Here is a 13,454-nt window from a genome sequence, read left to right on the forward strand (position 1 = left end):
AGGAGCTTGCCATGGCTGTGGCAATTCGCGTTATTCCGTGCCTCGATGTTGATCAGGGCCGTGTTGTTAAAGGCGTGAACTTTGAAAACCTGCGCGATGCTGGGGATCCAGTCGAACTTGCGCAACGCTATAACGAACTCGGCGCAGATGAACTGACCTTTTTGGATGTCTCTGCTTCCAAGCACGGACGCGGAACCATGTTGGATGTGGTGCGCCGTACCGCCGACCAGGTCTTTATCCCGCTGACTGTCGGCGGTGGAGTGCGCTCAGCTGACGACGTTCGCGAGTTGCTCCGTGCCGGTGCCGACAAGGTCTCCGTTAATACCTCTGCGATTGCACGTCCGGAGCTTTTGCGCGAGCTGGCTGATATCTTCGGCTCGCAATGCATCGTGTTATCTGTCGACGCGCGCCGTTCCGCAGAGCAGCCATCCGGCTATGAAGTCACCACGCACGGTGGCACCAAGTCTGCTGGTTTAGATGCTTTGGAATGGGCACGTCGTGGCGAAGAGCTGGGAGTAGGCGAGATTTTGCTGAACTCCATGGACGGCGATGGCACCCGGGGCGGCTTTGATATTGAGATGCTCAAGGCCGTGCGTGAGGTAGTTACCGTGCCAGTCATCGCTTCCGGTGGTGCAGGCAAAGCCGCCGATTTCCCACCAGCTGTCGAAGCCGGTGCCCAAGCTGTGCTGGCAGCTTCAATTTTCCACTTCCAGGAAGTTACGATTGCCGAAGTAAAGCAAGAGCTTTCATATGCTGGATATGAGGTGCGCTAGTGACAAATCACACCACAAGCCCAGCAGACTATGACCTGGCACCGGATATTGCCGCGCGTTTAAAACGCAATGAACAAGGCTTGGTTCCTGCAATTGTGCAGGCAGACACCGGCGAAGTACTGATGATGGCGTGGATGGATGACCACGCGCTGGCGCATTCTTTGCACACCCGCAAGGGCACCTATTTCTCTCGCTCGCGTAATGGATATTGGGTGAAAGGGGAGACCTCTGGCAATGTACAAGAGGTAATCGGTGCACGACTAGATTGTGATGGAGACACCATTTTGCTGACTGTTCGTCAGTCCGGTGGTGCCTGCCATACGGGTGATCGGACCTGCTTTGATGCAGATGACTTGCTTTCCCCACAACCTAAGAATCCTTCTTAAGGAGAAGTGATCTTTTTATGGGCAGGCGTATTGGCCCCCTACTTTTTGCCATAGCCGCGATTGTCTTGTGGCTGTCATCCCGCGCTACTTGGGTTACAGCGCACGTAGAAGATGAGCTTTCAGGCGCGCAGACCTTGCCTTTGATTGGCAGCTTCTGGTCGCTAGAGCTCATGGGCCTGACTCTGCTGCTTTTGGCAGGCGTGCTCGCAGGACTTGCTTTGCGCCGAATTGGTCGCCGCATCGTCGGCATCATTGCCGCCCTGGCCGGCGCCGCGGTGGCGTGGGGGCCGCTGCAATTGCTTACCCGTGGTGCTGATCCCCAGCGCGCGCAGAACTTGCTGCAAGCAAGTGAAGCTAATCAAAATGCTGTGGACAATGTCACCATTTCTTCCTGGGCGCAGGTGGTTTCTGTCGATGTTGCCCAGCTTGGTCCCATCTGCGCGGTAGCGGCTGGCGCTGCCGCAGTATTCGGCGGTGTGCTCTTGGCGATGCAGCCGGGGGGAGACAAACCCCGTTCCCACAAGTATGAGACTTCGGCCGCGCGTGAAGAGGCTTTGGCCGAAGACCTGCGCAATTCCCCGGATTCTGGGCGCGTGATGTGGGATGCTCTCGATGCAGATATTGATCCCACGGATTTGCCCCACCAGAAATAGTGCACGATTTCATTTTCCATAGCTTCAACCGATAACCTAGATGTGATTTAGACTTCATTTATCTTGACTTCGGAAACGGGAGGTGTGCCAGTGCCAGCCCCGATTGCTGTGGAAAATATTTTGCGCGCAGCTCTTGATGATGTCGCAGCTCGCGAGGCAGTGGTGTCCTTCCAAGATGTTAAAGCCCGCTCGCGCAGCATGGCTCCACCGCGCGATGCACGCGCCGCGCTATTGCGTACTGGCTGCTCAGTAATTACCGAATTAAAACGCGCAGTGCCTTTCAAAGGGCCAATCGCCAATCTCGAATCGCCGCAGGCTATGGCAAGCCTTGCCACCAAGCTTGAAGAAGTTGGCGTGCATCTGATGGCATGTCAGACCGAAAGGCGCCGGTTCCACGGCTCTTTAGAAGATATGGCAGCAGCGCGCGAAGCCACAACCGTGCCCATGGTCTGCCGCGATGTCATCGTGGACCCGTATCAAATCCATGAAGCACGATGTTATGGCGCAGATGTTGTCACCTTGCAGGTCGCTGTCTTAGAACAAGCCCGCTTGGAATCTCTGCTGGATCGCACAGAATCTTTAGGGATGGTCGCACTGTTAGAAGTGCGCGATCCACAAGAAGTCGACCGCGCCATTCAAGCCGGGGGAACGGTCGTAGGCGTTAATGCATGGTCGGTGACATCAGATGAGCTGCATCGAGAAGCTTTTGCGGATATTGTGCCGGGGTTGCCAGAAAGCGTAATCCGCATTGCCGTGGGTGGGGTTCAAACTTCGAAAGAATTATTAAAGTACGCATCCTTTGGGGCGGATGCCATCATGGTCGGGGAATCAGTAATGACAGCGCAAAGCCCATCGGCTATGGCGCGCAGCTTGGTCGCTACAGGCCAGCACCCAGCGTGCCCATCGCGCAAGGTCTAGTGCCAAAGCTCTATTCGTTTGTGGCACACTGAAGCATGTGCAAACGATGATTTTGGCTAATATTCCCTCTCCGCCGCAAGGCGTGTGGCACCTTGGACCACTTCCCATTCGCGCTTATGCCCTGTGCATTATCGTGGGTATTTTAGTTGCCCTGTGGTTAACGCAGCGTCGGTATACCGCGATGGGCGGCAACTCCGACACGGTGTGGGATGCCGCCATCGTCATCATCCCCGCCGGCATTATTGGCGGGCGAATCTACCACGTCGCCACTGATTACGATAAGTATTTCTGCGCCGACTGCAACCCCGTGGATGCGCTAAAAATTACCAACGGTGGATTGGGCATCTGGGGTGCGGTGGCACTTGGAACCATTGCCGTGTGGGTGATGTTTAAGGTCAAGGGCATCCCGCTAGGGCCATTCGCTGATGCCGTGGCACCAGGCCTAGTGCTCGCACAGGGGATTGGCCGACTGGGTAACTGGTTTAACCAGGAACTCTACGGCGCAGAGACCACCGTTCCATGGGCGCTGGATATCTACTACCGCGTGGATGAAGCTGGACGCAACGCGCCCGTATCAGGCGTCTCGACCGGTGAGGTTATCGCGTCTGTGCACCCAACATTTCTCTATGAGCTGATCTGGAATATTTTAGTCTGCTTGTTTTTGCTGTGGGCGCACCAAGCCTGGAAGCTCGGCCACGGCCGGGTCTTCGCGCTGTATGTCGCAGGCTACACGCTGGGCCGATTCTTCATTGAAAATATGCGCGCCGATGAAGCAACCATGATCTTTGGCTTCCGCATCAACGCGATTGTCTCCGTCGTCGTCTTTGTCATCGGCGTCATTGTCTTCCTGAGCCTCAAGAAAGGACAGGAAACACCGGAGGAAGTCGATCCGAAATACCAGGCCAAGCTCGCAGCAGAAAAAGAAACCGCCGCAGAGGGCCTAGAGAGCTCGAGCGCTGGTAAAAACCTGCATCCATATCCGAAACAGTAAAACAGTCCTACCGGGTACTTTTGTTTCTGTTTGATTCTTTTTGCCTTGTTGGTGGCGAAAGTAATGGCAGCAGCTTTAAAACACGGGTAAGTTGGGACACGTTGAATACCGCTAGAGATAAAGAGGTAAGGCACTCATATGCTGGATAGAAGAACAAAAATTGTCTGTACTCTGGGCCCCGCTGTCGCCAGCGAGGACGCCATTTTACGTCTTGTTCAAGACGGCATGAATGTTGCCCGTCTTAACTTCTCCCACGGCGACCACTCCGATCATGAACAGAACTACCACTGGGTACGTTCTGCAACCGACGCTACCGGCCGTGCAGTGGGCATCCTGGCGGACTTGCAAGGCCCGAAGATCCGCCTAGGCCGCTTTGTTAATGGCGCGGAACAGTGGGATAACGATGAAATCGTGCGCATTACCGTCGAGGATGTCGAAGGTACCCACGATCGTGTCTCCACGACCTATAAGAACCTCGCGAAGGATGCCAAGCCGGGCGATCGCCTGCTTATCGATGACGGCAAGGTAGCCATTGAGTGCATCGAAGTCGATGGCAACGATGTTGTCTGCCGCGTGACCGAAGGCGGACCAGTCTCTAACAACAAGGGCGTATCTTTGCCTGGCATGGATATTTCCGTGCCAGCGTTGAGTGAGAAGGATATCGCGGACCTGCGCTTTGCTTTGAAGCTGGGCGTAGACTTTATCGCTTTGTCTTTCGTGCGTTCGCCTGCTGATATTGACCTGGTTCACGCGATTATGGATGAGGAAGGCCGTCGCGTTCCTGTCATCGCGAAGCTGGAGAAGCCGGAAGCGGTTGATGCGCTTGAATCCATCATCTTGGCCTTCGACGCCGTCATGGTTGCTCGTGGTGACCTAGGCGTTGAGGTCCCACTGGAGCAGGTTCCACTGGTACAAAAGCGTGCCGTGCAGATTGCTCGCGAGAATGCGAAGCCCGTCATCGTGGCAACCCAGATGCTGGATTCCATGATTGAAAACTCCCGCCCAACTCGCGCGGAGGCATCGGATGTCGCGAACGCGGTACTCGATGGTGCAGATGCCGTTATGCTCTCTGGTGAGACTTCTGTGGGCGTTGACCCGCACAACGTGGTGCGCACCATGGCGCGCATCGTGCAGCGTGCAGAGACCGATGGCCGCGTGCCACCGCTATCGCATGTTCCACGTACCAAGCGTGGCGTTATTTCCTACTCGGCGCGTGATATTGCCGAGCGTCTGAATGCGAAGGCAATCGTAGCTTTCACCACCTCGGGTGACACGGCTAAGCGCGTTGCTCGTTTGCACTCGCACTTGCCGCTGTTGGTCTTTACTCCACATGAAGCCGTGCGTTCCCAGCTCGCGCTGACGTGGGGTGCGCAGACCTTCTTGACCAAGGATGTGGAATCCACCGACGCAATGATGTTGGCGATGGATAAGGCACTGCTGGGAATGGAAGACTACGAAGAAGGCGACTTGGTCGTCGTTGTAGCGGGTACCCCGGCTGGTATTGCTGGAAATACCAACATGATTCACGCACACGAACTCGGCGAAGACGTTAGCTAATCACCGCCTCGCTTAAAGCCGCTAGCTCACTGTGAGTTAGCGGCTCTAGTGTTGCGTGGGGGAAGTTACTAGCGGAACCTGTCCGCGCATTAGTATTCGGGCGGTGCGAATCAGCGAGGTTGATGTTAGCTCGCCGTTGTCGTAGTTCGCCGCAGCGATAACCGCGCCGGAAGGCGTGCCCAGGCGGGTATGGGTGAGCTGGCCCGTAATCTCGGAAACCACGGTGCCAGGTACTGCAGCGGCTGCAGCAACACACATCGCTCCCGTTCCTGGAACCGCGAGGTGAGCTTTGCCCATGGAAATCATGCGCACCATGATGTCGACAGATTCGGCATCTAATTGCGAGCCATCCAAGATGGTCGAATTTTGCGGCCGCGCAACAATCGCGATCTTGGGCACCACCTCAGGACATGTGGAAAAGCCCATGGTTTGTGCGCCTGCTTGCCGCAATCGTTCGAGCAATGACATCAAGGGCTTGTTCGCGTCGATGGCTGAAGGAAGCTCTGTACCAGTTAGTCCGACATCGTCCGCGCGCACAATGACAACGGGCAAGGTGGAATCCACCAAGGACACTGTAATTGCCGCGCCATCGTGATCGAAGACGGTAGTAGGAGAACCAGTGGGCAAAAGCCCCGCGGTACGGCTGCCAGCAGGATGCGGATAGGTCAAGGTAATCGCGGATCCCGTGCCAGCAACCCCTGGCAGTTCCACATCACCGGAGATTGCTGCGCGACCATCTTTGACCTCCAAGCCCACTTTTACTGTCTTGGACGTGTTGGTATTAAACAGAGTAAATTCTTGAGTGCCATCGTCGGAGTCAATGATGCCGGCTTCCAGCGCAAAAGGCACAACACCTGAGGACAGGTTGCCGCAATTGCCCGAATAATCAATGTGCGCGGTACCGACTTCGACTTGGCCGAAGGTGTAATCTACATCAATACCTTCACGCGCGCTGGCTTCAACCAACATGACCTTAGATAGCGAGGATATCCCGCCGCCCATGCCGTTGAGCTGGCGTCCATGCGGGTCCGGGGAGCCCATGAAAAGACATAACGCAGCGTCCCTTTCCGCTTCATCAGCTGGTAGGTCGGCTGCGTTAAAGAATAGCCCTTTGCTGGTGCCACCCCGAATAAAGCAGGTATTAATCCAATCGGTCATGGACATTACTGTAGCGGTGGAAAACCCACCGCGTGAGTAATTCGGAACTAAACTATTTTAACCGAAAAACCGGCGCTTTTTCTTCTCCAACGAGCGCGCAGCAGGAGCTTCGCCGGCCGCTTTATCAGGCTCAGCGGTCGAAGAATCTGCAGGCGAGGAAATGGGAGTCGGGACGATCTTCCATACATGCTCGGCATAGTCCGCAATCGTGCGGTCCGCGGAGAAGCGGCCAGACTCGCAGATATTGATCCAGCACTTGCGCGCCCACGCTAGCTTGTCATCGACGTAGTCCTGGGCCATGGCATCGCGGGTGGTGCGGTAATCAGTGAAATCACCGAGCACATAGTAGGTATCTTGGGCGTGAATCCCATAGCCATCCAGCAGACCGGAGCGGATATCACCGAAGAGGCCGGCGTTTTCGGAGCCTAAGGTGGCGTCGACAAGCGCATCGAGCACGCGAGCAAGCCCTGGCACTGAGTTATAAAGCTCGCCCGGGTTGTAGTTCTCTCGCAGACCGGGTAGCTCTTCATTCTTCGCACCAAAGATATACGCATTCTCATCGCCCACAGCCTCAACGATTTCGACATTCGCGCCATCCAAAGTGCCCAAGGTCAATGCACCATTCATCATGAACTTCATGTTGGAAGTACCGGAAGCTTCTTTACCGGCAGTCGAGATCTGCTCAGAAATATCGGCGGCTGGGATGATCTTTTCGGCAGGGGAGACGTTGTAGTTTTCTACAAAGACCACGCGGATGACATCGCGGGTGCGCTCGTCGTTGTTGACGAGCTCAGAGATGGTATTTATCAGCTTGATAACTGCCTTTGCGCGCACATATCCAGGCGCAGCTTTGGCACCGAAGATGAAAGTACGTGGTGGCACTTCTTCGCCGTCCTGGGTGATGCGGAAGTAGAGATCCAGAATGTACAGAGCATTCATCAGCTGGCGCTTGTACTCATGCAGACGCTTGATCTGCACATCGAAGATGGTATCGGGGTCTACTTCTGCGCCTTGGTGCTGGCTTACCCAGGTGGCAAACTCGACCTTGTTGGCGCGTTTTATCTCCATCAACTCAGCCATGACCGCATCATCATTGGCGTAGGTACGTAGTTTTTGCAGGTCGCCGAGGTTGGTCACCCACGTGTCAGAGCCGCTCAAGCGGGTAAGCAAATCCGATAAGCCGGGGTTGCACATCTTCAGCCAACGCCTTGGGGTTACGCCGTTGGTCTTATTGTTGAATTTCTCCGGCCACAGTTCATGCCACTCGCGCAGGGTCTCCGCCTTGATGATATCCGTGTGCAAAGCCGCAACACCATTGATGGAATATGCCGCATAGGACGCAATCCACGCCATGTGCACATGCCCATTGGACACCGGCGCCATGTACTCAATGCGTCCCTGGTCAAGGCCACGTCCAGCCATATCTTCACGGAAGCGACGATCGATTTCGGCAATTAGCTCCCAGATACGCCAAAACAGCTTCTGGAAGATAGATACTTCCCAGGTCTCTAGTGCTTCAGCCAACGTGGTGTGGTTGGTATAAGCAAAAGTCTGGGTCACAACTTCCCAGGCTTCGTCCCAACCCATGCCGTGCTCATCGAGCAAAATGCGCAATAGCTCAGGGATAGCGAGTACTGGGTGGGTGTCATTGAGCTGGATGGAATTGAACTTCGCAAACTGGGTTAAGTCATCACCGTGGTGGCTAATGAAGCTGGAAATCATCTCCTGCAGCGAGGCAGAGACAAAGAAGTACTGCTGGCGCACGCGCAGTACTTTGCCTTCATAGGTGGTGTCATTGGGATAGAGCACGCGGCAGATATCCATGACTTTTTCGCGCTCCACAATCGCTTCGGTAAAGCGCTGGGAATTAAAAGCGTCATAGTCGAACTCAGCGATGGGCTCGGCTTTCCATAAACGCAAGGTGCCTACGTTTTTGGTGTCGTAGCCCGTAATCGGCATGTCATAGGGGATAGCGCGGACATCCATGTCATCGAAATGCACGCGCCACTGCTCAGATGCGCGGCGGACGATGAAATCATAACCATTTTCCATCCACGCATCCGGCTCTTCCTTTTGGAAACCCTGCTCAAAAGACTGACGGAAAAGCCCGTAGCGGTACAACAGGCCATAGCCGGTGACGGGGTAGTCGGAGGTTACCGCCGAGTCGAGAAAGCACGCCGCCAAACGCCCCAAACCACCATTGCCGAGGGCAGCATCGGGTTCGGCCTCAAGGACATCGACAAGTTCGTGGCCGGTATCTTCCATGACCGCCTTGGCCTCATCCACCAATTCAAGGTTGGTGAGGTTATTCAAAAGCGCACGACCTTGCAAGAATTCGGCAGAAAAATAGTGCTGCTGACGACCCTGAGCATAGGCCTTTTTGGTCTTTTCCCAATCGTCTGCAATTTTTTCCATCACCGCAGAAGACAGCCCGGACCATGCCTTGCGGTTGGTGGCAGAGACAGGGGAGACACCGGCTGCAGCGCGAATATGCCCCGGTGCAGACTGAGCAAAGTGAGAACTTTTCATGAGATGAGTTGTCCTTAAGGTGAGGTTTCTTAAGAGATATCTCCTTGAAGCCTAATTGCTCAGCGCACTTATTGCTGGACAACTACATCTGAACGGTTTTAGCGCTTAGCTCTTCGCCAAAAAGGTCAGCACCGCGGCAGCACCGGCAGTAGTCGATGCTTCCACGGTTGGGTCATAGTCCGGGATGAAGTTGGACTGGTGGTTAACCGGTGGGTTATCCAAAAGCTCTTCGGGAGTAGAACCAACTAACCAGAAGTAATACGGCACGCCCCAGGCCTGTGGCAGGTAGCAGAAATCCTCGGAAGCGGTTGCTGGGGTGGCATCGACTACCTTGTCGCCAAAGACGCCGTCGAAGACCTCACGGACGGCAAGCGCAGTGGCTGGGTCATTATCGGTGACCTCACCGTGCGCGAAGTATTCAAAGGTCGGTTTCGCCGGGCTTGCCGATGCCGCACACTCTGCCTCCACCACGCGGTGCAAAGCTTCGTACACGCGCTCTGCCAAGGCAGGGTCGTAGTACCGGGTATTGAGCACGAGCTCAGCTGAATCTGGGATGATGTTATTTTTATCGCCGGAATGTAGCTCGCCGACAGAGATGACGAAGAATTCCCCTGGAGGCACCTCGCGGCCGACAATCGCTTGCAGGCGCACGACAATCATCGCGGCAATCAAAGTAGGGTCAATGGATTTATCCGGCATTGAGGCATGCGCGGAGCGTCCCGCGATACGGATGCGGATGGAATCACAGCCCGCCAGAATCGGTCCTGGGGTAGCTTGTACCTGGCCAGCCGGACCTGGCATGACGTGTTGTGCAAGGCACACATCAGGGCGGGGCAGCTTGTCGATGAGTCCATCGGCAATCATGCGCTTTGCCCCATCGGAAGTTTCTTCTGCTGGTTGGAAAAGCGCGATGAAAGTGCCAGACCATTGTCCGCGCAGCGAATCAATAACGGCACATGCACCAAGTAGGGCAGTAGCGTGCATATCGTGACCGCAGGCATGCATATTGCCATTGGTGGAAGCGAAATCCACGCCGGTTTCTTCGGTGATAGGCAAAGCATCAAAATCAGCGCGCATCAACACCGTCGGCCCTTCGGCGTCACTGCGGAAAATTGCTGCCATGCCAAAGCCACCGATGCCGGTGATCAGCTCACAATCAAACTCGCGCAGCTTTTGCTCAATCTGTGCCGCGGTGCGTTCTTCGTGGTGCGAAAGCTCAGGATGCTGGTGTAGATCCTCATAAAATTCACGCTGCCATTTCAGGTCCGCAGTGTGTGATTTCAGGATTTCAGAAATATTATTCGGGTGAGGCATGATCCATCTTTTTGCTTAGGGTACGCTTACTTTTATGTCACGTATTCAGTTTGATGTTTTAGTCCCACATGCTCAGTCGAAGCAGGTCGGTGAAGTGTTTGAAGAAGCTCTAAAGCGCCTGGTAACAGCACAGCGCATCGACTCCGCAGAGGTAAATATTAACGATACCCCACGTCTGCCTGAGGGTATGGAAGAACAACTGCGCCAAACCTACCGCGATGAACACGATGACCATGACCTCGAAGACGCAGGCGTCTACCGCTACCTCATCAAGCTCGAAGGCGTTAAAGGCTCCCTGAATGAGCTTGGCATGGTGCTCGGCCGCTTGCTCACCCCTCACGCTGTACTGCCGAAGGACTGGGTATTGCTGGAAGATGAAAAGGCACATGAATTGCCTGCCATCTTCCCGTGGGCGTTGGCGGTTAGCCGCTAACGGTGAGCCGCTAAAGCGCTCACCGCTAAGCGAGGGAAGCGGCGAACTTTTCGGCGATTGCACGGCCAGCTTCTTTGAGCTGCTCGTGCATCGTGCCCTGCTGCGAAAGCTGCGCGGACAGCGCACCTTTAGGTTCCGGAGAATCCATCCGGCCGGCCACAATCGCCAAAGTGGCATCAGCATCCTCCGCGATTTCTGCGATGGTGCCCACTACCTTGCCGGTCAACGACTGCTCATCGAAAGCGCCCTCGCCAGTAATGATGAGAGCTGGCTGGTTGGACGCCTTGGCATCGGCAAGCAAACTGCGAAGACCGAGCACATCTGCCACGTGGTGCGCGCCGGGCTCCAGTGAAATATTGCTCTCGGAGCCATAAAGCAGAGACGACAGCCAAGTCAGCCCGACCGGAATGGATCCTGCGGCACCAAAACCTTCGCGCTCGACGTCGATGCCCGTGACCTCACACAATTTCATCAAGGCGCCGGTAAGCAGTGGGATATCCTCCACTGAAGCGCCTTTTTGTTGGCCATACATGCTCGCTGCGTGAAGCGGTGGGCACGTGGTATCTGCCAACAGGGTGTATTTTAAGGCCGCGGCCTTGATATTAAGCTGCGCGGTGTCAATCGCATCGAGTACTACTAGCGGCGCGCCACCTTTCGGCAAAGGTAGCCCGCGCTCATCAAGCGGGGCACCACCTAAAGCAGTGATGATTCCCATACCACCATCGACGGTAGCTGAGCCGCCAAGACCTAACACGATATGTTTTGCGCCGCGGGTTTCAGCATCCGCGATCAAAACCCCGGTGCCGTAGGTATCTGCGTGACGGACGTCCAAGTCATCTTCAACCGCCGGCAGACCTGATGCTGCTGCGACATCGATATAGGCGGTATCGCCGTGCAAGAAATAGTGCGCCGTGGTGAGCCTTCCGCGAGCATCAGTGGTGGGAAGTTCAATTTTTTCCACCCCGGGCCCAGATTGAGCCGCAGCTAAAGTCTGTGCAATGACTTCTGCGGTTCCTTCTCCACCATCGGCCATAGGAATTTGTTTAACCGTAGCCTGAGGAAAAATCTCCACGACGCCTTGGGCGATGCCGCGTGCGGCCTCCGCAGCTGTGGCGGTGGACTTGAATGAGTCAGGGGCGATGACAATGAGCATGCCCCTGATTATAACTGTTGGTTTGCATGCCCAAATATGCCCACTTACCTTTGCTGCTTGCGATATTGGTCATCCAATAGGTAAATTAGTTTCTATCAACCGATATAAACCTGTTGTCAGTTGCCTGTAGAAAGAGCATCTTAATAAAGAAGCACTGCCTTTAACGTGTAAGGAAGGGTCCATTATGAACGTGGATAACAAGATTTCTGAGTACTATGACAAGCTTCTCAAGCGCAATGCTGGAGAACCAGAATTCCACCAAGCAGTCTCAGAAGTCTTGGACTCGCTGAAGATCGTTTTGGGCAAGAACCCGCACTACGCTGACTACGGACTGGTGGAGCGCCTGTGTGAACCAGAGCGTCAGCTGATCTTCCGCGTTCCATGGATTGATGACAATGGCCAAGTTCAGGTCAACCGTGGCTTCCGCGTACAGTTCAACTCCGCTTTGGGCCCATACAAGGGTGGGTTGCGCTTCCACCCATCGGTAAACCTTGGCATCATTAAGTTCCTAGGCTTCGAGCAAATCTTCAAAAACTCCCTGACCGGCCTGCCAATTGGGGGCGGCAAGGGTGGCTCCGACTTTGACCCAAAGGGTAAGTCCGAGCTGGAAATCATGCGCTTTTGCCAGTCTTTCATGACCGAGCTGCACCGCCACATCGGCGAGTACCGCGACGTTCCTGCTGGCGATATCGGAGTCGGCGGCCGTGAAATTGGTTTCCTCTTTGGCCAGTATCGTCGCCTTGCTAACCAGCACGAGTCTGGTGTGCTCACCGGTAAAGGCTTGACTTGGGGCGGCTCGTTGGTACGTACCGAGGCAACCGGCTACGGCACTGTTTATCTAACCGCAGAGATGATGCGCACCCACGGTGAAGCCTTAAGCGGTGCGAAGGTCATCGTCTCTGGCTCCGGCAACGTTGCTATCTACGCTGCGGCAAAGGCGCAAGAGCACGGTGCAACTGTCGTTGCTATGTCTGACTCTTCTGGCTACATCTTGACCCCAGAAGGTGTCGATGTTGACCTCCTGAAGGACATCAAGGAAAACCGTCGCGAGCGAATTAACTCCTATGCGCAGGAAGCCGGCGTGAAGTTCGTCGAAGGCGGCAATATCTGGGAAGTTGAAGCAGATGTCGCACTTCCTTGTGCAACCCAAAATGAGCTGGATGGCGAATCGGCACAGCTGCTGAAGAACAACGGCGTACGCTATGTTGCCGAAGGCGCAAATATGCCATGTACTCCGGATGCAGTTCACGTCTTCCGTGAGGCAGGCATCGCATTCGCACCAGGTAAGGCAGCCAACGCAGGTGGCGTTGCTACCTCCGCACTGGAAATGCAGCAAAATGCATCCCGTGATTCCTGGTCCTTTGCGTACACCGATGAGCGCCTGAAGCAGATCATGACCCGCATCTTCGTTAATGTGTCGACCACCGCTGCAGAGTACGACCGCGAAGGCGATTACGTCGCTGGTGCAAATATTGCAGGCTTCAAGAAGGTCGCCGACGCGATGTTGGCACAAGGCGTTATCTAGGCTCAGCCCTGCATAAACCCTCCTCAACCCACCGAAGGAAGCGCCCCCATGCTTCTTCCGGTGG

At 55.2% G+C, this 13,454-nt stretch carries 12 protein-coding genes; 8 read left to right on the top strand and 4 right to left on the bottom strand.

Annotated features, from left to right (window positions below; all coding sequences use genetic code 11):
* The first annotated feature begins 11 nt into the window (after positions 1-11).
* The 6 genes from hisF to pyk all read left to right on the top strand — a co-directional run bounded on the left by hisF (position 12) and on the right by pyk (position 5,278).
* The gene (hisF, locus tag CSTAT_RS05045; protein ID WP_066840849.1) at positions 12-773 is read left to right on the top strand and encodes an imidazole glycerol phosphate synthase subunit HisF; all 762 of its coding nucleotides are present in this window, start codon (positions 12-14) and stop codon (positions 771-773) included.
* A complete protein-coding gene (gene hisI / locus CSTAT_RS05050) occupies positions 773-1,159 on the top strand; it encodes a phosphoribosyl-AMP cyclohydrolase (protein ID WP_066793231.1) in 387 nt (128 codons plus the stop codon). The genes hisF and hisI overlap by 1 nt, the downstream gene beginning before the upstream one ends.
* A gap of 17 nt (positions 1,160-1,176) precedes the next feature.
* Positions 1,177-1,812 (top strand): TIGR02234 family membrane protein, encoded by a 636-nt coding sequence (locus CSTAT_RS05055; RefSeq protein ID WP_066840853.1) that lies wholly within the window; start codon positions 1,177-1,179, stop codon positions 1,810-1,812.
* Positions 1,813-1,902: 90 nt separating this feature from the next.
* On the top strand, positions 1,903-2,730 hold the full coding sequence (locus CSTAT_RS05060; protein ID WP_066793235.1) for an indole-3-glycerol phosphate synthase TrpC: 828 nt from the start codon (positions 1,903-1,905) through the stop codon (positions 2,728-2,730).
* 37 nt (positions 2,731-2,767) lie between these two features.
* Positions 2,768-3,721 carry a prolipoprotein diacylglyceryl transferase gene (lgt, locus tag CSTAT_RS05065; protein WP_066793236.1) on the top strand — a complete coding sequence of 318 codons (954 nt, stop codon included), beginning with the start codon at positions 2,768-2,770 and terminating at the stop codon, positions 3,719-3,721.
* A gap of 138 nt (positions 3,722-3,859) precedes the next feature.
* A complete protein-coding gene (gene pyk, locus CSTAT_RS05070; protein WP_075722702.1) occupies positions 3,860-5,278 on the top strand; it encodes a pyruvate kinase in 1,419 nt (472 codons plus the stop codon).
* Positions 5,279-5,323: 45 nt separating this feature from the next.
* On the opposite strand, the gene CSTAT_RS05075 is transcribed toward pyk, so the two are convergent.
* From CSTAT_RS05075 to CSTAT_RS05085, 3 genes are all read right to left on the bottom strand, one after another.
* A complete protein-coding gene (locus tag CSTAT_RS05075) occupies positions 5,324-6,436 on the bottom strand; it encodes a PrpF domain-containing protein (protein ID WP_083640690.1) in 1,113 nt (370 codons plus the stop codon).
* Positions 6,437-6,493: 57 nt separating this feature from the next.
* The gene (locus tag CSTAT_RS05080) at positions 6,494-8,965 is read right to left on the bottom strand and encodes a glycogen/starch/alpha-glucan phosphorylase (protein WP_075722704.1); all 2,472 of its coding nucleotides are present in this window, start codon (positions 8,963-8,965) and stop codon (positions 6,494-6,496) included.
* Between the two features lie 105 nt (positions 8,966-9,070).
* On the bottom strand, positions 9,071-10,279 hold the full coding sequence (locus tag CSTAT_RS05085) for an amidohydrolase (protein WP_075722705.1): 1,209 nt from the start codon (positions 10,277-10,279) through the stop codon (positions 9,071-9,073).
* A gap of 34 nt (positions 10,280-10,313) precedes the next feature.
* On the opposite strand from CSTAT_RS05085, the gene CSTAT_RS05090 reads away from it, so the two are divergent.
* Positions 10,314-10,712, top strand: a complete 399-nt coding sequence (locus CSTAT_RS05090) for a hypothetical protein (protein WP_066793244.1) — start codon at positions 10,314-10,316, stop codon at positions 10,710-10,712.
* A gap of 25 nt (positions 10,713-10,737) precedes the next feature.
* Here the strand turns inward: CSTAT_RS05090 and CSTAT_RS05095 are convergent, their stop codons facing one another.
* Positions 10,738-11,865 (bottom strand): glycerate kinase, encoded by a 1,128-nt coding sequence (locus CSTAT_RS05095; RefSeq protein WP_075722706.1) that lies wholly within the window; start codon positions 11,863-11,865, stop codon positions 10,738-10,740.
* A gap of 184 nt (positions 11,866-12,049) precedes the next feature.
* On the opposite strand from CSTAT_RS05095, the gene gdhA reads away from it, so the two are divergent.
* On the top strand, positions 12,050-13,390 hold the full coding sequence (gene gdhA, locus CSTAT_RS05100; RefSeq protein ID WP_066793248.1) for an NADP-specific glutamate dehydrogenase: 1,341 nt from the start codon (positions 12,050-12,052) through the stop codon (positions 13,388-13,390).
* The last annotated feature ends 64 nt before the right edge of the window (positions 13,391-13,454 follow it).

Source organism: Corynebacterium stationis (assembly GCF_001941345.1).
Classification (GTDB): Bacteria; Actinomycetota; Actinomycetes; order Mycobacteriales; family Mycobacteriaceae; genus Corynebacterium; species Corynebacterium stationis.